Source organism: Microbacterium sp. B35-04, assembly GCF_010634885.1.
Lineage (GTDB): Bacteria > Actinomycetota > Actinomycetes > Actinomycetales > Microbacteriaceae > Microbacterium.
Genome location: NZ_MWLP01000048.1, coordinates 1 through 17,225 on the forward strand (window position 1 = coordinate 1; position 17,225 = coordinate 17,225).

Below are 17,225 nucleotides of genomic sequence, written 5' to 3' on the forward strand. Positions count from 1 at the left end.
CCCTCAAGAGCCAGGCGCTGGGCAACCAGTACTTCGGCGCGTAGCCGGACGACAACAGCCGAGCGGCTGCCTCGTTTCTATTCATCCGCTCTGCTGTCCGTGCGGCGCGTGAGCGCTCAGCTGATCTTCTTGCGATAGATCGACATCGAGATGACGTACGCGACGATCAGGATGCCGACCAGCCATGCCATCGCGACCCAGATGTCGCTGCCGACGGGCTCGCCCGCGAAGAGCGCCCGCATCGAGTCGACGATCGAGGTGACCGGCTGGTTCTCGGCGAACCACTGCACAGGCCCCGGCATGCTCTCGGTCGGGACGAACGCGGAGCTGATGAACGGCAGGAAGATGAGCGGGTACGAGAACGCGCTCGCGCCGTCCACCGTCTTCGCCGACAGTCCCGCGATCACCGCGAGCCACGTGAGGGCCACTGTGAAGAGGACGAGCATGCCGATGACGCCCAGCCAGGCGCCGAAGCCGGCCCCCGTCCGGAACCCCATGAGCAGCGCTACGCCGATGACGACGGCGAGTGACACGAGGATGGAGACGAGCGACGTCAGCACGTGCGCCCACAGCACTCCCGATCGCGCGATCGGGAGGGACTGGAACCGCTCGAAGATGCCGCCCTGCATGTCCAGAAACAGCCGGTAGGCCGTGTACGCGATGCCGGACGCGATCGTGATGAGAAGGATGCCGGGCAGCATGTAGTCGATGTACGATCCCTTCCCGGTGTTGATCGCCCCACCGAAGACGTAGACGAACAGCAGCATCAGGGCGATCGGCGTGACCGCGGTGGTGATGATGGTGTCGGGGCTGCGCAGGATGTGGCGCAGCGACCGGCTGGTCAGAACCGCGGTGTCGCGGATGGTGTGAGCGGTCATCGTCCTTCCTTCCGTGTCGTGGGAGCGCCGCTCTCGGCGTCTCCAGATTCTGCGGGCTCTTCCTCGCCGGTGAGTGCGAAGAAGACGTCCTCAAGACTGGGCTGCTTCTCGACGTACTCGACCTTCGCCGGCGGCAGCAGCTGCTTGAGCTCCTGCAGGGTGCCGTTGACGATGATGCGTCCCTTGTGCAGGATCGCGATGCGGTCGGCGAGATGCTCGGCCTCTTCGAGGTACTGGGTGGTCAGCAGCACGGTCGTGCCGCTGCGGGTCAGCTCCTTGACGGCATCCCAGACCTCGAGGCGCGCCGCCGGGTCGAGGCCGGTCGTGGGCTCGTCCAGGAAGATCACCGGCGGGTTGCCGATGAGGCTCATCGCGATGTCGAGTCGACGGCGCATGCCGCCGGAGTAGGTCGACGCCCTGCGGGAGCCGGCCTCGATGAGCGAGAAGCGGGCGAGGAGCCCGTCGGCGATCCCGCCGGGGTCGGGAAGGTGCCGCAGCTGGGCGATGAGCACCAGGTTCTCGCGTCCGGTCAGGACCTCGTCGACGGCGGCGAACTGCCCGGTGAGGCTGATCGTCTCGCGCACCTTCTGCGACTGGGCGACGACGTCGAACCCCGCGACGGCTGCCGTGCCGGCATCCGCCTTGAGAAGCGTCGCCAGGATCCGCACGACCGTGGTCTTGCCGGCGCCGTTCGACCCGAGGAGCGCGAAGATACTCCCTCGCGCCACCTCGAAGTCGACGCCGCGCAGCACGTGGAGGTCCTTGTAGGACTTCTCGAGCCCCTGAACCTTGATGGCGGTGTCGGTGGTCATCTCTGCTCTCCTTCTGCCTCGTCGATCGCCTTGTTGAGGCGAGCGCGCTCCTTGTCGATCCACTGCTTGCCGGAGTATGCGGCGGTGAACTCCTCGGCGAACGTCGCGGGCTCGTCGCCCACGATGTCGCGCACCGGCGTGCCGTCGGCGGCGGCGCGCTCCCAGAGGTCGGCGGAGTCGCTGAGCATCTGGATCATCGTCTCGCCGTCGGTCATCCCGCCGGAGTACATGAAATAGCGGTCCAGCGCCTTCGCGGCCGCGCGGTAGGGCTCGGGGAGAGCCTCGATGCGGGCCTTGTACTGGCGGTACTGCTTCTTCTGCTCAAGCGAGCCGGTGACGATCTCGTACCACTTGGCGGCCATGATCAGTCCTCTTCCTTGGGGGTGGGGTTGTTGTCTGCGTTCTGGTGGTGAAGCTGTTCGATGCGTTCTGCGAGGAAGGTCCACGTCCTCCAGAACTCCGCGAGCTGGTCGCGGCCCTGCGCATTGAGGGAGTACACCTTGCGAGGCGGTCCCTTCTCCGACGGAACCTTCTCGACGTCGACGAGGCCACGCTGCTCGACCCTGACCAGCAGGGCGTACACGGTGCCCTCGGCGATGTCGGAGAAGCCCTGGTCGCGCAGCCACGAGGTGATCTCGTACCCGTAGGCGGATCGGCCGGACAGGATCGCCAACACGATGCCCTCCAGCGTGCCCTTGAGCATCTCGGTCTCCTGCTTGCCCATCGCGCACCTCCTTGATCTACTCAGTGATGTTGACTACCGGTAGACAGTAACACTAGGTACCAGTACTTAGCAACACCGAATACCGAGCTTTTTCGCGGAGCCCGGAAAGACGAAGAGCGGATGCCTCTCATGAGGCATCCGCTCCTTGGGGATGTTTCTTGGTGCCGGTGGTGGGAGTCGAACCCACACGCCCTTGCGGGCAACCGAGTTTGAGTCGGTCGCGTCTGCCATTCCGCCACACCGGCCCGCGCGGCATGCCGCGCGTCCGCGAACGACCATACCGTAGGATTCAATGGTGACTGAGCAGGAGCAGACCGCCGCATCGACGGCATCCACCCCCCGTCGAGTCGTCGTTGCGGAGGATGAGTCGCTCATCCGGCTCGACATCGTCGAGATCCTCCGCGACAACGGATTCGACGTCGTGGGAGAGGCCGGAGACGGTGAGACGGCGGTGGCCCTGGCCACGGAGCTGCGTCCTGATCTGGTGATCATGGACGTGAAGATGCCGCAGCTCGACGGCATCTCGGCCGCCGAGAAGCTCAGCAAGAACCACATCGCCCCCGTCGTGCTGCTCACCGCCTTCAGCCAGAAGGAGCTCGTCGAGCGCGCGAGCGAGGCGGGCGCCCTCGCCTACGTCGTCAAGCCGTTCACCCCGAACGACCTGCTGCCGGCCATCGAAATCGCCCTCGCCCGCTACGAGCAGATCATCACGCTCGAGGCTGAGGTCGCCGACATGGTCGAGCGCTTCGAGACCCGCAAGCTCGTCGACCGCGCCAAGGGCCTCCTCAACGAGAAGATGGGCCTCTCCGAGCCCGAGGCGTTCCGCTGGATCCAGAAGGCGTCCATGGACCGCCGGCTCACCATGCAGGACGTCGCCAAGGCGATCATCGAGCAGCTGGCCCCCAAGAAGGGCTGACTGCCTCACGAGTTTCCAGAAGCGGGTGCCTCCACCGGAGGCATCCGCTTCTCGTTTCGACAGGCTCAGCGACCAGGGGTCGGCAGCGCCTTGATGTGGTTCGTGATGCGCACGGTCGAGCAGCGGCGGCCCTGGTCGTCGGTCACGACGATCTCGTGCACGGTGAGGCTGCGACCGAGGTGGATCGGCGTGCACACCCCCGTGACATAGCCGGAGGTCGCCGAGCGCGTGTGCGTGGCGTTGATGTCGACGCCGACCGCGAGGCGTCCTGGGCCGGCGTGGAAGTTCGCGTGCATCGACCCGAGCGACTCACCCAGCACGACGTAAGCGCCGCCGTGGAACAAGCCGACCGGCTGCGTGTTGCCCTCGACCGGCATGCGGGCCACGGCGCGTTCGGGCGTGAACTCGAGCCATTCGAAGCCCATCTTCTCGGCGAGAGCGCCGAGCCCACGGCCCCGCGCCCATTCGATTCCGTCGACGGCGACGGGGGAGTGGTCGGGCATGGCACACCTTCGCATGGGGCGGCAGCCGGGGGTGCTGCGTGGAAATCGGCTGTCGTCTGCCCTGGCTAGGCTTGCAGGGTGACGGACTCCGCAAAGCCTACCCTTCTCGTCGTCGACGGCCATTCGCTGGCCTACCGGGCTTTCTACGCCCTCCCGGTCGACAACTTCTCCACGAAGGACGGGCAGCACACGAACGGGATCTACGGGTTCCTGGCGATGCTGATCAACCTGATCAAGGCGGAGAAGCCGACCCACCTCGCCGTGGCTTTCGACACGTCCCGCCAGTCCTTCCGCACCCGCGAGTACACCGAGTACAAGGCCAACCGCTCCGAGACGCCGTCCGAGTTCAAGGGCCAGATCCCGCTCCTGCAGGACTGCCTCGCGGCCATGAGCATCCGGATCCTCCAGCAGGAGGACATCGAGGCCGACGACATCCTCGCGACCCTCGCCACGCAGGGCGTCGCTAAGGGCTTCCGCGTGCTCGTGTGTTCGGGCGACCGCGACACCATCCAGCTGGTCAACGACGACGTGGTGCTGCTCTATCCCAACGTGCAGGGCGTCTCGCAGCTCAAGCGCTACGATCGCGACGCCGTCATCGAGCGCTACGGCGTGCCGCCCGAGATGTACCCCGACGTCGCGGCGCTCGTCGGCGAGACGAGCGACAACCTGCCCGGCGTGCCGAAGGTGGGCGAGAAGACCGCGGTGAAGTGGCTGAACCAGTTCGGCTCGCTGGACGCGCTCCTGGACGGCGCCGACACCATCAAGGGCGTGGTGGGCGGCAACCTGCGCGACCACGTCGAAGATGTGCGCCGCAACCGTCGCCTGAACCGGCTGATGACCGACGTGGAGCTGCCGCTCGGCCCCGACGACCTCGAGGTGCAGCCGATGGACGCGCAGGCCGTGCGCGACATCTTCTCGCGGCTCGAGTTCAAGACGCTCATTCCGCGCGTCGCCGAGCTCGCGGGCATCGAGCAGCAGATGGCGGCGGTGTCATCCGCCGCCGCCGAGCTCGCGCCGGTCGCCGCCGAGCTCGCCCCGGCGGACTTCGCCGCGTGGCTCGAGGGCCAGACCGCTGAGGTCGGGGTCACGATCGCCGTCGAGGGCGGCCTTCCGTCGCGCATCGGCGTGGCGACGCTCGACGCTGCGGCCGAGGCATCCTGGACCCCGGAGCTCGCCGCCGCGCTCGAGCCCTGGCTCGCGTCCGACGCGCCGAAGGCCTTGGCCGACGCCAAGCCGCAGGTGAAGGCGCTCCGCCGCGCCGGCCTGCGGGTGGGCGGCTTGGCCTTCGACGTGATCATCGCCGGCTGGCTGCTGCGACCGAGCTTCCCCGACAAGACGCTCGCCGATCTGGTGGACCGCTACCTCGACGAGAAGCTTCCCGAGGCCGACCCCGCCCAGCTGGTGCCCGAGACCGAGGGCGCCACCACGGGCCAGCTGTCGTGGTACCTGGTGCGCGTCGTCCGTGCGGTGCGGGCCGAGCTGCCCGACAGCGTCTCGGCAGTCCTCACCGACATCGAGCTGCCGACGCTGCACACCCTCGCCGACATGGAGCTCGCCGGTGTCGCGGTCTCGCACGACCGGCTGTCGGCGTTCTCCGGCGAACTCGCCGCCCGGGCGGACACCCTCGCCCTGCAGGCGTACGCGGCGATCGGCCGCGAGGTGAACCTCGGCTCGCCGAAGCAGCTGCAGGAGGTCCTGTTCGAAGAGCTGCAGCTGCCGAAGACGCGCAAGACCAAGACCGGCTATTCGACGGATGCCGCGGTCCTGGCCGATCTGCAGGAGACCAACCCGCATCCGTTCCTCGACCTGCTGCTCCAGCACCGCGAGGCGACCAAGCTCCGGCAGATCATCGAGTCGCTCGACAGCGCCATCGGCGGCGATCGGACGAGCGGGGCTGACGGCCGGATCCACACCACGTACGTCCAGACCGGCAGCCAGACCGGCCGACTCTCGAGCACCGACCCGAACCTGCAGAACATCCCCATCCGCACCGAGGAGAGCCGCCGCATCCGTTCCGCCTTCATGGTGGGCGAGGGGTACGAGACGCTGCTCACCGCCGACTATTCGCAGATCGAGATGCGGATCATGGCGCACCTCTCGGAGGATCCCGGCCTGATCGAGGCGTTCAACTCCGGAGAGGACACGCACCGCTTCGTCGGCTCGCGCGTGTTCGGGGTCGCTCCCGAGGACGTCACCCCGGCCATGCGCACCAAGGTCAAGGCGATGTCGTACGGTCTCGTCTACGGCCTCTCCGCGTTCGGGCTGTCGAAGCAGCTGCGCATCGAGCAGGCCGAGGCCAAACAGCTCATGATGGAGTACTTCGCCCGCTTCGGCGCCGTGCGCGACTACCTCCGCTCGTCGGTCGAGCAGGCCCGCATCGACGGCTACACCGAGACGATCTTCGGTCGCCGGCGTCCGTTCCCCGACCTGGCCAGCCCGAACCGCGTGCTGCGGGAGAACGCCGAACGGGCGGCGCTCAACGCGCCCATCCAAGGCAGTGCCGCCGACATCATGAAGATCGCGCTGTTCCACATCCACGACGACTTCGCCGTCGAGCAGCTGCGTTCGCGCGTGCTGCTGCAGATCCACGACGAGCTCGTGATCGAAGTCGCCGCAGGGGAGTGGGATGCGGCGGAGCGTATCGTCCGCGCGCGCATGGGCGACGCGGCGCAGCTCACAGTGCCCCTCGACGTCCAGATCGGCCGCGGCGACGACTGGAACGCCGCCGGCCACTGAGTCGTCCTGAGCGATCCGAGGCTCGGACCGGGACTCTCGTTTGTCGGCACTGCGTCTCATGCCTAGGCTCGGAGCCATGACAGACGAAACCCGCACGCCCACGCAGATCGACAAGATCGCTGATGCGTGGGTCGACACCCTCGCCGAACTCGAGCCCACGCTCGCGACCTACATCGGTCGGTCGGAGTACAACGACCGGTTCGGCGACTACAGCCCGGCCGGGCAGGAGGCCCTCGCCGACGCGGGCCGCAAGACCCTCGCCGCCCTCGACGCCGCGGCCGCCGCCGACGACGTCGACGCCGTGACGAAGGACGACCTCTCGCGCGAGATCCGGCTCGCGCTCGACCTGCACGATGCGAAGTGGCATCTGCGCGACATCAACGTGATCGCCTCGCACGCCCAGGACATCCGTTCCGCGTTCGACCTCATGCCGACGGCGACCGCCGACGACTGGTCGGTCATCGCGACGCGCCTCGGCGCCGTCTCCGGCGCGATCGACGGCTACGTCGCCACATTGCGCGAAGGCATCTCCCAGGGCGTCGTCCCCGCGCGCCGCCAGGTGACCGAGGTCGCGACCCAGATCGCCCGCTACACCGCCGACGGCGGGTTCTTCTCGACGTTCGCCGCGGAGGCGACCCCCGAAGAGGGGCAGCTGCCGGCGTCGCTCGCCCGCGACCTGGCCGACAACGCCAACGCGGCACGGGTCGCCTACGACGAGCTGGCGGCCTTCCTCACCGCAGAACTCGTACCCGCCGCAGCCGAAGAGGACGCCGTCGGCCGCGAGCTGTACGCCCTGCACTCGCGCCGGTTCCTGGGTGCGACGATCGACCTCGACGAGACGTACGACTGGGGCGTCGAAGAGCTCGCCCGCATGGTCGCCGAGCAGGAGTCGATCGCGCAGGAGATCAAGGCCGGCGCCACCGTCGAAGAGGCCGTCGCCTTCCTCGAGCAGGACGCCAGCCGCAAGCTGTACGGCACGGACGCGCTGCAGAAGTGGATGCAGGAGACCAGCGACCGCGCGATCGCCGAGCTCGGCAAGACCCATTTCGACATCGCCGAGCCGATCCGCAGCCTCGAGTGCATGATCGCGCCGACCAAGGAAGGCGGGATCTACTACACGGGCCCGACCGACGACTTCTCGCGCCCGGGCCGTATGTGGTGGTCGGTGCCGGAGGGCGTCGAGGAGTTCGACACGTGGCGCGAGCTCACGACGGTGTACCACGAGGGCGTCCCGGGCCACCACCTGCAGATCGCGCAGGCGGTGTACAACCGGGCACAGCTCAACACCTACCGTCGCCTGCTCGCCGGGACGTCGGGTCACGCCGAAGGCTGGGCGCTGTACGCGGAGCGGCTGATGGAGCAGCTCGGCTACCTGTCCGACCCGGCCGACCGGCTCGGGATGCTCGACGGTCAGCGCATGCGCGCCGCGCGCGTCGTGCTCGACATCGGCGTGCACCTCGGCAAGCCACGCCCCGATGGTCAGGGCACGTGGGACGCCGACTTCGCGCTCGACTTCATGCTGCGCAATGTCAACATGCCGGAAGAGTTCGTCAAGTTCGAGGTGAACCGCTACCTCGGCTGGCCGGGGCAGGCGCCGTCGTACAAGGTGGGCCAGCGCATCTGGGAACAGCTGCGCGACGAGGTCGCCGAGCGCGAAGGCGACGCCTTCTCGATCAAGCAGTTCCACAAGCGCGCTCTCGACATCGGCGGTGTCGGCCTCGACACGCTGCGCATGGCGCTCGCGCACTGACCCCGCGGCCCGGTTGTTGAGCGAGCTCGCGAGTCGAAACGCAGAGACGGAACGCCCCTCACCCGGGGCAGCCCGTCGGCCCGGTGCGTTTCGTCTCGGTCGCTGGCGCTCGCTCGCTCAACGACCGGGATCGGCGGCGCCCAGCAGTCGCAGGACCTCCGCATCGCCGGTCTGCCCGAAGTGGTCGTAGTACTCGCCGACCGCCCAGAAGTCGGATTCGCGGTGCGGGCAGACGTAGTCGTCGACCACGTCCGCCGGTGGGACGAACCGGTCCGGAGCGACGGGGACCGCGAGCACGACGCGAGCCGGGCCGCGGGCACGCACGGACCGACATGCGGCCACCGCGCTCGCACCCGTCGCCACACCGTCGTCGACCACGAGCGCGGGGCGCCCGGTCAGTTCCCGGCTGTGCGGGCCGTACACGACCGTCCGCCGGGCCAGCTCGTCGCGCTCCGCGGCTTCCACGCGTTCCAGGTCCTGCGACGACATGCCGGCCCAGCGCATGGCCTCGGGCGTGACGATCCGCACACCGTCGGCGATCGCTCCGACGGCGAACTCCTCGTGGCCGGCCGCTCCGAGCTTGCGCACCACCACGGCATCCAGGTCGAGCCCCAGCGCCTCCGCCACCGCGGCCGCGACCACGACACCGCCGCGCGCGATGCCGAGGACCACAGCATCGGTTCCCCGCCAGTCTGCGAGCTCTACGGCGAGCTCTCGGCCGGCGGCCCGCCGATCCGCGAAGAGGGCCATGCCTCCACGCTACGCTCGCGACGACCGCGCGTCTCGGGAATGCCGCGTCGGCTCCGCCGGTTCATTCAACCGAATAGAAGGAGCACGCCATGACCTCCATCGACCCCCTGACCCTCGAACTCGGTCTCGACACCTTCGGCGACGTGACACGCGCTGCCTCCGGCGAGCTCGTCAGCGGTGCGCAGACCATCCGCAACGTGGTCGAGCAGGCGGTGCTCGCTGACCGCGTGGGGCTGTCGTTCTTCGGCGTGGGGGAGCACCACCGGCGGGAGTTCGCCGTGTCGAGCCCGGAGATCGTGCTGGCCGCCGCCGCCGCGCGCACCGAGCAGATCCACCTCGGCACTGCCGTCACCGTGCTCTCGAGCGACGATCCGGTGCGCGTGTTCGAGAGGTTCTCGACGCTCGACGCGGTGTCGAACGGCCGCGCCGAGGTCATCCTCGGACGTGGATCGTTCATCGAGTCGTTCCCGCTGTTCGGCTACGACCTGCGCGACTACGAGGCCCTCTTCGACGAGAAGCTCGATCTCTTCTCCCAGCTGCTCGCGGAGAAGCCGGTCACCTGGAGTGGCAACCTGCGCGCTTCCCTGGACGCCGCCGATGTCTTCCCCAAGACCGAGAACGGGCTGCGCGCGTGGGTCGGCGTCGGTGGCACGCCCGAGTCGGCGGTGCGTGCCGCACGCTACGGCTACGGTCTCATGCTCGCCATCATCGGCGGCCCGTCGGCGCGCTTCCGTCCGTTCGCCGACCTGTACCGCCGCTCGCTCGATACCTTCGATCAGCCGCAGCTCCCGGTCGGGGTGCACTCGCCGGGCCACATCGCCGAGACCGACCAGCAGGCGTGGGATGAGGCGTACGAGGGCTTCGAGGCGATGAACAACTCGATCGGCCGCGAGCGCGGCTGGCCCACCTACAACCGGCTCCGCTTCCAGCATGACGTCGGCCCGGAGGGCGCGCTGTACGTCGGCTCGCCCGAGACGGTCGCCCGCAAGATCGCCGACACCGTCCAGACGCTGGGCGCTTCACGCTTCGACATGAAGTTCTCGACCGGCACGCTCTCGCACGAGCGGATGCTGCGATCCATCGAGCTGTTCGGCACCGAAGTCGCCCCGCGCGTCCGCGACATGCTGTCGTAGCGCCGTCACGGGCGCGACATGCTGTCGTGGCGCCCGCGGCCGCTCCAGCATCCGTAGCATGACGCTATGACGGATGCCGGAACCCGAGTCTCGTCGACGCTCTCGGAGCGCCTCGACCGCCTGCCGTTCACCCGCCCGCACCTGCGGGTGCTCACGGGCTCAGGGATCGGCTGGGCCCTGGACGCGATGGACGTCGGGCTCATCTCGTTCGTGATCGCCGCGCTGGCGGCGCAGTGGGACCTGGTGCCGAGTGAGACGGCGTGGATCGCGTCGATCGGCTTCGTGGGGATGGCGATCGGCGCCAGCGTGGGCGGTCTGCTGGCGGACCGCTTCGGCCGGCGGCAGGTGTTCGCGCTCACGCTGCTCGTTTACGGCGCGGCGACTGGGGCGAGCGCCCTCGTGGGCGGGCTGACGGCCCTGCTCATCCTGCGCTTCCTCGTCGGCCTGGGGCTCGGCGCCGAACTGCCCGTCGCCAGCACCTATGTCAGCGAGTTCGCTCCGGCGCGCATTCGCGGACGGCTCATCGTCATCCTGGAGGCCTTCTGGGCTGTGGGCTGGACGCTCGCCGCGCTCATCGGGTACTTCGTGATCCCCGCATCCGAGGACGGCTGGCGGTGGGCATTCGCGCTCGGGGCGATCCCCGCTGCCTATGCGCTCGTCGTGCGTTGGGGTCTGCCCGAGTCCGCACGGTGGCTGGAGCGACGCGGACGCTTCGCCGAGGCGGAGTCCGTCGTCCGCAGGTTCGAGGACGCCGCCGGCACCGTCCCCGCGGCCGCGCCCACACGCGCCGACGTCCCGCCCGCGGCGGCGACCTCCCTCGGTCAGCGCCTGGGTGCCCTCTGGGCGAAGGAGTTCCGGGTGCGCACGGCGTGCCTCTGGCTGGTGTGGTTCTGCGTCAACTTCTCGTACTACGGCGCGTTCATCTGGATCCCGTCGATCCTGGTCGCGCAGGGGTACGACCTCGTGCGCTCCTTCGGCTTCACCCTGGTGATCACGCTGGCCCAGCTGCCGGGCTACGCGGTCGCCGCGTGGCTGATCGAAGTATGGGGACGCCGGGCGACGCTCTCGGTATTCCTGGTCGGCTCCGCCGTCTCGGCGATCTTCTTCGGCACGGCGAGCGGCCCCGGAGCGATCATCGCCGCCGGGATGGCGCTGTCGTTCTTCAACCTCGGCGCCTGGGGCGCGCTGTACGCGGTGACCCCCGAGATGTATCCGACGTCGCTCCGCGCTACGGGAACCGGATGGGCGGCGGGCGTGGGCCGCATCGCATCGATCGTGGCACCCCTCGTGGTGCCGCCGCTGCTGATCGCGGGCGGCGCACCGGTGCTGTTCGTCGTGTTCGCGGTGTTCTTCGCCGTGGCGGCGGCGGCCGCGTGGGGGCTGGTCGACCGCCGGGGCGCAGCGCTCGATGATCGCTGAGCGGGGCCGGGCGTTCGCCGCACCGCACATAGGCTGGGGTCTGTGGCATCCGTTCGACCCGAGGCAGCTGATCGACCCGTGGCACCCGTGAGATACGTCGCCATCGGCGACTCCTTCACCGAGGGCGTGGGCGACGAGCTTCCCGACGGCCACATGCGCGGCTGGGCCGATCTCGTGGCGCAGGGCTGGGCCGACGCGCGGGGCGAGTCGATCGAGTACGCGAACCTCGCGATCCGCGGCAAGCTCGTGTGGCCCATCGTCGAACAGCAGCTCGAACCGGCGCTCGCGCTGAAGCCGACCCACCTGTCGTTCAACGGCGGCGGGAACGACATGCTGCGGCCTCGCACGAGCCTCGCGCACGTGGTGGCCGCGTTCGAGACCGTGCTGCGTCGCTGCGACGAGGAGGGCGTGCAGCTCATCGTGCTGTCGGGGGCGAACCCGACGCGGCAGCTGCCCCTGCGTCGAGTCATCCAGCGCCGCGGCGACCTGCTGTCTCACGCTGTCGAGAAGCGTCTGGCGTCGCGCACCGACGTCGTGCAGGCGTACAACTGGTTCGACGAGGAGCTCGCGAGCCCGCCGTTCTGGTCGGAGGACCGTCTGCACATGAACTCGCGGGGCCACCACCGCGTCGCTGCACGCGTGCTGACCGAGCTGGGCGTCGAGCCGCCGCCGGCATGGTGGTCGTTGCCGCCGCTGCCGCCGATGGGCGCGCGGGGCGCGGCCTACTACCGAGAGCACGTCGGTCCCTGGGTGCGCCGGCGACTCACGGGCACCTCATCGGGCGACGGACGCGAGCCGAAGTTCGCTCAGTGGAGCGAGTTCGCCCCCCGCGAGAGCTGAGCGACGCCGAGCCACCTCACGCTGGGCGCGCTCCGCCGGACACCGCGTAAGTCAGCTCGGCGAACGCGCCGGCCTGCCGAACCGAGGTCAGCTCCAGCCGGTCGGGGCCGAGGTTGCGGGGGAGGAGCGGCTTGCCCGAGGTCAGAGTCGCGGGTGCGATCGAGACACGGATCTCGTCGAGCAGACCGGCATCGGCGAACTGGCCGGCGAGATCGCCGCCTCCCACGACCCAGACGTCGCCGTCGCCGGCCGAGTCACGGATCTGCGGCCAGACGTCGCCGACGCTCCCGGATGCGAAACGGATGTCGACGCCGGGCACGACCGGCTGCTCCCTGCTCGAGAACACCCACGTCGGACGCTCGCCGTAGTACGACGGCCATTTCTCCGGGTGTGCGACGAGATCCTCATGCTCGAGCACCCATCGGTAGGTGGAGGAGCCCTGGACGAGCACGCCGATGCCGGACAGGAAGCGCTGGAAGTCGTCATCACCGCCTTCGCCTCCCGAAGCAGCGAAGAGCCACTCGAGCGAGTCGTGGTCGTCGGCGAGAAAGCCGTTCAGCGTGGTGGCCGTATAGAAGATCACACGAGGCATGCCGCCACCGTAGCGCGGACGTCGGACAGACGGTTGACACTCATTCAACCGATCGGTACTGTACTAATCAGTTGAATAAGGAGGGAAGAGATGGCCGATCCACTGAGTGCGACGTTCTCGGCCCTCGCCGACCCCACGCGACGTGCCATCCTCGCGCGGCTGAGCCACGGCGAGGCGACGGTGGGGGAGCTCGCCGCACCGTTCGATATGACCTTCGCCGCCGTGTCGAAGCACCTCCGCGTCCTCGAGGGGGCGGGGCTCGTCACGCGGGGCCGCAACGCGCAGTACCGTCCGGCGCGGCTCGACGCACGACCGCTGGCGGCCGCATCCGACTGGATCGGCGGCTACGCGCAGTTCTGGGACGACAGTCTCGGCGCCCTCGACCACTACCTCAACGCCCTGCAGCAGCTGGGCGCCCCCACCAGCACACCGACGGGTGGCGACGCCACCGCATCCATCGAGAAGGAGAATGACCATGACTGAGTACTTCACCGTCACACGCACCCTGCGAGCGCCCCGCGAACTGGTGTTCGAGGCGCTGACCAAGCCCGAGCACTTCGCCGTGTGGTTCGGCACGGCGGCCGTGGAGGTGCCGCAGGAGAGCCTGACGATGGAGGTGCGCCCGGGCGGCGCCTTCCGTGCCGTCATGCTGCTGCCCGACGGCAACCGCATCGATTGGGCGGGGGAGTACAAGGTGGTCGACCCGCCGTCGCACCTCGCGATGACGCTGACCGACCAGCCCGGCGACGATGCAGGGCTGCCGGTGCTGTTCGACCTCGAAGAGACCGGCGACGGCACGGTGCTCACCATCCGTCAGGACCGGAGCGACTTCACCGACGAGCAGGTCGCGGCGACCATCGCCGGCTACAACGCCTTCATCGACGACATCGAAGACGTGCTGGAGCACCTCCAGACCGCCTGACTCTCAGATCGCCCGCGCACAGCGGTCTGATCACAGAGCGCCCGGGCGGCGCAGCGCACTCATCGCGAGCACACTGCCCGCCCGGGCGCTCTCACGGGGGCCGGCGCCGCCGAGCGCGGCCACGATGAAGCCGGCTGCGAAGGCGTCACCAGCTCCTGTCGAGTCCAGCACGTCGTCGACCCTGTCGACCGGCACGGCGGAGGTCTGCCCGTCCACGCCGACGAGCACCGGCTCGGGCCCGCGCTTGATCACGTAGACGCCCTCCGGCGCGACGTCGAGCTCGGACGCCGTACGCGCCTCCTCCTCGTTCGCGAAGACGACGTCCGGGCAGATCTCTGCGAGGATCCGCCGCAGATCCGCGCCGCCGAGCTCACGCAGCGTCGCCACGCTCGACAGGTCGAGGCTGACGCGCGCACCGTCCGCAGCGGCGCGGGCCGCAGCATCCGTCACCGCCCGTCGCGAGCCCGTCGACGCGAAGCCGTACAGCGGCAGATGCACCCAGTCGGCGCCGGCGAGCCACCCCGGGTCGATCGATGCGAGTTCCGCGGCGGCGCCGCGGTCGGTGATCATGGTGCGCTCGCCCACGGCGTCGACGAGGACCACGATCGACCCGGTGCGACCGCCGCGCTGCACCTTGACGTCGACTGCCGCCGCCGCGAGCTCGCCGACCAGTGCGTGCCCGAGCGGGTCGTCTCCCACACGGCCGATGAAGCGTGAGGGATGCCGCGGCGCCGCCGCCGCCGCAACATTCGCGGCACTCCCGCCCCGGGTGAGGCGCACCTCGGCCGGGTTGTCGGTGCCGCGCTCGAGCGCCGCGCCGCCGAGCACGATCAGATCGGCGACGAGGTCACCGATCACGACGAGCATCAGGCCGTGCCCGCGAGGGCCACGGCGATGCGTGCACCGAGAGCGACGTTGCCGCGGTACACCTCGACGTTGACGTCGAGGCTGCGTCCGCGCGTTTCGCGCTGCAGGAAATCGAGGAGGAACGGCGTCGTGTCGTGGCCGGAGACGCCGTTCGCCTCCGCCGCCGACAGCGCCCGCGTGAGGACGGCATCGTGCAGGGCCGGGTCGAGCTCATGATCGGCGGCGACGGGGTTCGCGACGAGCAGCGTGGAAGCGATGCCGAGGCCGTCGCGCGTGCGCGCGATCGCCGCGATCTCGGCGGGCGAGTCCACCGAGTACTCGATGTCGTGGCCGGAATCGGCGATGTAGAAGCCGGGGTAGTCGGTGGTCCGGTAGCCGACGACGGCGAGGTTGAGCGTCTCGAGCCGTTCCAGCGTCAGGGGGATGTCGAGGATGGACTTGACGCCGGCGCTCACCACGACGAGCGGCAGGCCGGCGAGGGTCGGGAGATCGGCCGATTCGTCGAAGGTCTGCGCGGCACCGCGGTGCACGCCGCCGAGGCCGCCGGTCGAGAACACCCGTACCCCGGCGCGCGCCGCGAGGTAGCCCGTCGCCGCCACCGTGGTGCCGGCGCTCAGCCCCTTCACCGCGACGACGGGAAGGTCGCGGACGCTCGCCTTGACGACGCCGTCGACGGTCGAGAGTCGTTCGATCTCGTCAGGGGAGAGCCCGACGGTGACCCGGCCGTCGATGACGCCGATGGTCGCCGGCACGACGCCGAGTGCGCGCACGCGCGCCTCGGCCTCGAGGGCGACATCGAGGTTGCGTGGGCGTGGGAGGCCGTGGGTGAAGATCGTGGACTCGAGCGCGAGCACCGGCTCGCCGCTCGCGACGGCGTCCCGGACCTCGGCGGCGATCACGAGGGGAGCGGACACGGGAATCCTTTCGATCCGGCGCAGCTGACGCACCGAATACGCTCACAGTACCGATCGGATGCCGCAACGCGCCGAGTTGCCCGGTTCGGCGCTCGAGGGCGCTCAGCGCCGGGGACGCCGAGCCCTCGGGGGATCCATTCCGAGGCGAATGCGGGTGCGCTTGCGCTCGATCACGATGAACACGCTGCCGAGGAGCCACAGCGGCACCTGCATGAGGAAGGCGATGCGGAAGGCGTCGAGACTGTAGGTCGCCGGGGTGCCGGCGCCCTGCAGATCGAGAGCGAGACCGATGAGGAGGATCGCCAGAAGCGCCGCGAGGAAGCCCCCGGCATTCGTCACGCCGGTGGCGGTGCTGAGGCGGTGGGAGGGGTTGTGGGTGCGCGCGTGGTCGAACGCGATCATCGAGGCGGGTCCGCCGGTGGCCAGCGCGACGGCCAGCGCCAGCAGCAGCCAGAGCGGCGCCGGCCCCGGATACGCGATGACGGCGAGCCAGGCGACCGCCTGCACCGCCACGGTAGGAAGCACCAGTGCGCGTGAGCGCAGGTGCGGCACCCGTCGCGAGAGCTCGCCCATGATCGGCCCCAGCGCCATGCCCACCACGACGTACAGCGACATGATCGAGGCGGCCTCGGCCGTCGTGCGCCCCTCGCCCGCAGTGAGGAAGGGCATGCCCCACAGCAGCACGAACGCGGTCCCCGCGAACGGCGTCGTGAAGTGGGACCAGAAGGCGAGGCGGGTGCCCGGATGAGCCCACGCGGCACGGATGCCGACCCCGGTGTCGACCGATGACGTCACGACCCGGATCGCCCCGGTGTCGGTGTCGACCGACACATCCTCGTCGCGGTCCGGCGGGTGATTGCGGATGAGGAGGAACACGAGGATCGCGAACAGGACCCCGAGCCCGGCGATGCTGCCGAACGTGATCGTCCACGAGGTGGCGTGCAGCAGCGCGGCGAGGGGGAGCAGCGCGACCAGCTGTCCTGCCTGCCCGACGATGCCGGTGAGCTGCACCATGACGGGTGCGCGCTGCGCGGGGAACCACGTCGCGATGAGGCGCAGCACCCCGGGGAAGATGGCGGCGTCGCCGGCACCCAGCAGCATGCGGGCGAGGATCGCGATGCCGACGCTGGGGGAGAATGCCATGGTCACCTGCCCCAACGCCATGAGCAGCATCCCGACCGTCATGATCGGCCGTGCCCCGTAACGGTCGAGGAGCACCCCGACAGGGATCTGCATGCCGCCGTAGACGGCGAGCTGTACGACGGCGAACATCGACAGGGTGGCCGCGTCCGCGTCGAACCGGGCTGCGGCATCGACGCCGACGGCGCTCAGCGACGAGCGGTTCGTGATCGCGAGGACATATGCGGCGACGCCGACCGTCCAGATCAACCAGGCGCGCATTCCCGGCCCCGTCACACGGGGACGGGACAGGCTGGGCACCATTCCACAGTAGTCACGGCGACGGATCC

At 69.5% G+C, this 17,225-nt stretch carries 18 protein-coding genes and 1 tRNA gene; 8 read left to right on the forward strand and 11 right to left on the reverse strand.

Going from position 1 to position 17,225, the window contains the following annotated elements; genetic code table 11:
• Positions 1-116: 116 nt before the first annotated feature.
• The 5 genes from B1729_RS12475 to B1729_RS12495 form a co-directional block, all read right to left on the reverse strand.
• Positions 117-878: an ABC transporter permease gene (locus B1729_RS12475; protein ID WP_163633019.1), complete on the reverse strand. Its 762-nt coding sequence runs from the start codon at positions 876-878 to the stop codon at positions 117-119.
• Positions 875-1,690 carry an ATP-binding cassette domain-containing protein gene (locus B1729_RS12480; protein WP_163617102.1) on the reverse strand — a complete coding sequence of 272 codons (816 nt, stop codon included), beginning with the start codon at positions 1,688-1,690 and terminating at the stop codon, positions 875-877. Before B1729_RS12480 ends, B1729_RS12475 begins: the two co-directional genes overlap by 4 nt.
• A complete protein-coding gene (locus tag B1729_RS12485) occupies positions 1,687-2,052 on the reverse strand; it encodes a DUF1048 domain-containing protein (RefSeq protein WP_163617101.1) in 366 nt (121 codons plus the stop codon). Before B1729_RS12485 ends, B1729_RS12480 begins: the two co-directional genes overlap by 4 nt.
• A 2-nt stretch (positions 2,053-2,054) precedes the next feature.
• Positions 2,055-2,414 carry a PadR family transcriptional regulator gene (locus B1729_RS12490; RefSeq protein WP_163617100.1) on the reverse strand — a complete coding sequence of 120 codons (360 nt, stop codon included), beginning with the start codon at positions 2,412-2,414 and terminating at the stop codon, positions 2,055-2,057.
• Between the two features lie 159 nt (positions 2,415-2,573).
• A tRNA-Leu gene (locus tag B1729_RS12495) sits at positions 2,574-2,659 on the reverse strand.
• 50 nt (positions 2,660-2,709) lie between these two features.
• Here B1729_RS12495 and B1729_RS12500 point away from each other — a divergent pair.
• Complete coding sequence (locus tag B1729_RS12500; RefSeq protein ID WP_056368239.1) at positions 2,710-3,330, forward strand: response regulator; 621 nt, start codon at positions 2,710-2,712, stop codon at positions 3,328-3,330.
• Between the two features lie 65 nt (positions 3,331-3,395).
• Here B1729_RS12500 and B1729_RS12505 read toward each other — a convergent pair whose 3' ends face one another.
• Complete coding sequence (locus B1729_RS12505; RefSeq protein WP_163617099.1) at positions 3,396-3,833, reverse strand: hotdog fold thioesterase; 438 nt, start codon at positions 3,831-3,833, stop codon at positions 3,396-3,398.
• Between the two features lie 78 nt (positions 3,834-3,911).
• Between B1729_RS12505 and polA the strand changes: the two genes are divergently transcribed.
• On the forward strand, positions 3,912-6,569 hold the full coding sequence (gene polA, locus B1729_RS12510) for a DNA polymerase I (protein WP_163633021.1): 2,658 nt from the start codon (positions 3,912-3,914) through the stop codon (positions 6,567-6,569).
• Between the two features lie 76 nt (positions 6,570-6,645).
• The gene (locus B1729_RS12515) at positions 6,646-8,319 is read left to right on the forward strand and encodes a DUF885 domain-containing protein (RefSeq protein ID WP_163617097.1); all 1,674 of its coding nucleotides are present in this window, start codon (positions 6,646-6,648) and stop codon (positions 8,317-8,319) included.
• A gap of 117 nt (positions 8,320-8,436) precedes the next feature.
• On the opposite strand, the gene B1729_RS12520 is transcribed toward B1729_RS12515, so the two are convergent.
• On the reverse strand, positions 8,437-9,069 hold the full coding sequence (locus B1729_RS12520) for a phosphoribosyltransferase family protein (RefSeq protein ID WP_163617096.1): 633 nt from the start codon (positions 9,067-9,069) through the stop codon (positions 8,437-8,439).
• 89 nt (positions 9,070-9,158) lie between these two features.
• On the opposite strand from B1729_RS12520, the gene B1729_RS12525 reads away from it, so the two are divergent.
• The 3 genes from B1729_RS12525 to B1729_RS12535 all read left to right on the forward strand — a co-directional run bounded on the left by B1729_RS12525 (position 9,159) and on the right by B1729_RS12535 (position 12,461).
• Entirely contained in the window at positions 9,159-10,202 is a 1,044-nt protein-coding gene (locus B1729_RS12525) for an LLM class flavin-dependent oxidoreductase (protein WP_163617095.1), read from the forward strand.
• Between the two features lie 66 nt (positions 10,203-10,268).
• A complete protein-coding gene (locus B1729_RS12530) occupies positions 10,269-11,621 on the forward strand; it encodes an MFS transporter (RefSeq protein ID WP_163617094.1) in 1,353 nt (450 codons plus the stop codon).
• Positions 11,622-11,699: 78 nt separating this feature from the next.
• A complete protein-coding gene (locus B1729_RS12535; RefSeq protein WP_204260007.1) occupies positions 11,700-12,461 on the forward strand; it encodes an SGNH/GDSL hydrolase family protein in 762 nt (253 codons plus the stop codon).
• Between the two features lie 16 nt (positions 12,462-12,477).
• On the opposite strand, the gene B1729_RS12540 is transcribed toward B1729_RS12535, so the two are convergent.
• Positions 12,478-13,053: a dihydrofolate reductase family protein gene (locus B1729_RS12540; RefSeq protein ID WP_163633023.1), complete on the reverse strand. Its 576-nt coding sequence runs from the start codon at positions 13,051-13,053 to the stop codon at positions 12,478-12,480.
• A 90-nt stretch (positions 13,054-13,143) separates the two neighbouring features.
• Here B1729_RS12540 and B1729_RS12545 point away from each other — a divergent pair, with 90 nt between their 5' ends.
• Both B1729_RS12545 and B1729_RS12550 read left to right on the forward strand, forming a co-directional pair.
• On the forward strand, positions 13,144-13,536 hold the full coding sequence (locus B1729_RS12545; RefSeq protein ID WP_163617092.1) for a metalloregulator ArsR/SmtB family transcription factor: 393 nt from the start codon (positions 13,144-13,146) through the stop codon (positions 13,534-13,536).
• Entirely contained in the window at positions 13,529-13,975 is a 447-nt protein-coding gene (locus tag B1729_RS12550; protein ID WP_163617091.1) for an SRPBCC domain-containing protein, read from the forward strand. The genes B1729_RS12545 and B1729_RS12550 overlap by 8 nt, the downstream gene beginning before the upstream one ends.
• Before the next feature lie 30 nt (positions 13,976-14,005).
• Here the strand turns inward: B1729_RS12550 and B1729_RS12555 are convergent, their stop codons facing one another.
• The 3 genes from B1729_RS12555 to B1729_RS12565 form a co-directional block, all read right to left on the reverse strand.
• Entirely contained in the window at positions 14,006-14,842 is an 837-nt protein-coding gene (locus B1729_RS12555) for a PfkB family carbohydrate kinase (protein WP_163633025.1), read from the reverse strand.
• Positions 14,842-15,756, reverse strand: coding sequence for a pseudouridine-5'-phosphate glycosidase (locus B1729_RS12560; RefSeq protein ID WP_163633027.1), 915 nt, complete (start codon positions 15,754-15,756; stop codon positions 14,842-14,844). The genes B1729_RS12555 and B1729_RS12560 overlap by 1 nt, the downstream gene beginning before the upstream one ends.
• Positions 15,757-15,858: 102 nt before the next feature.
• The gene (locus B1729_RS12565; protein WP_239525731.1) at positions 15,859-17,157 is read right to left on the reverse strand and encodes an MFS transporter; all 1,299 of its coding nucleotides are present in this window, start codon (positions 17,155-17,157) and stop codon (positions 15,859-15,861) included.
• Between the last annotated feature and the right edge of the window lie 68 nt (positions 17,158-17,225).

Coding starts and splice junctions, on each gene's coding strand:
- B1729_RS12475 (WP_163633019.1), bottom strand. CDS start 878: ATGACCGCTCACACCATCCGCGACACCGCGGTTCTGACCAGCCGGTCG.
- B1729_RS12480 (WP_163617102.1), bottom strand. CDS start 1,690: ATGACCACCGACACCGCCATCAAGGTTCAGGGGCTCGAGAAGTCCTAC.
- B1729_RS12485 (WP_163617101.1), bottom strand. CDS start 2,052: ATGGCCGCCAAGTGGTACGAGATCGTCACCGGCTCGCTTGAGCAGAAG.
- B1729_RS12490 (WP_163617100.1), bottom strand. CDS start 2,414: ATGGGCAAGCAGGAGACCGAGATGCTCAAGGGCACGCTGGAGGGCATC.
- B1729_RS12505 (WP_163617099.1), bottom strand. CDS start 3,833: ATGCCCGACCACTCCCCCGTCGCCGTCGACGGAATCGAATGGGCGCGG.
- B1729_RS12515 (WP_163617097.1), top strand. CDS start 6,646: ATGACAGACGAAACCCGCACGCCCACGCAGATCGACAAGATCGCTGAT.
- B1729_RS12520 (WP_163617096.1), bottom strand. CDS start 9,069: ATGGCCCTCTTCGCGGATCGGCGGGCCGCCGGCCGAGAGCTCGCCGTA.
- B1729_RS12525 (WP_163617095.1), top strand. CDS start 9,159: ATGACCTCCATCGACCCCCTGACCCTCGAACTCGGTCTCGACACCTTC.
- B1729_RS12530 (WP_163617094.1), top strand. CDS start 10,269: ATGACGGATGCCGGAACCCGAGTCTCGTCGACGCTCTCGGAGCGCCTC.
- B1729_RS12540 (WP_163633023.1), bottom strand. CDS start 13,053: ATGCCTCGTGTGATCTTCTATACGGCCACCACGCTGAACGGCTTTCTC.
- B1729_RS12545 (WP_163617092.1), top strand. CDS start 13,144: ATGGCCGATCCACTGAGTGCGACGTTCTCGGCCCTCGCCGACCCCACG.
- B1729_RS12550 (WP_163617091.1), top strand. CDS start 13,529: ATGACTGAGTACTTCACCGTCACACGCACCCTGCGAGCGCCCCGCGAA.
- B1729_RS12555 (WP_163633025.1), bottom strand. CDS start 14,842: ATGCTCGTCGTGATCGGTGACCTCGTCGCCGATCTGATCGTGCTCGGC.
- B1729_RS12565 (WP_239525731.1), bottom strand. CDS start 17,157: ATGCGCGCCTGGTTGATCTGGACGGTCGGCGTCGCCGCATATGTCCTC.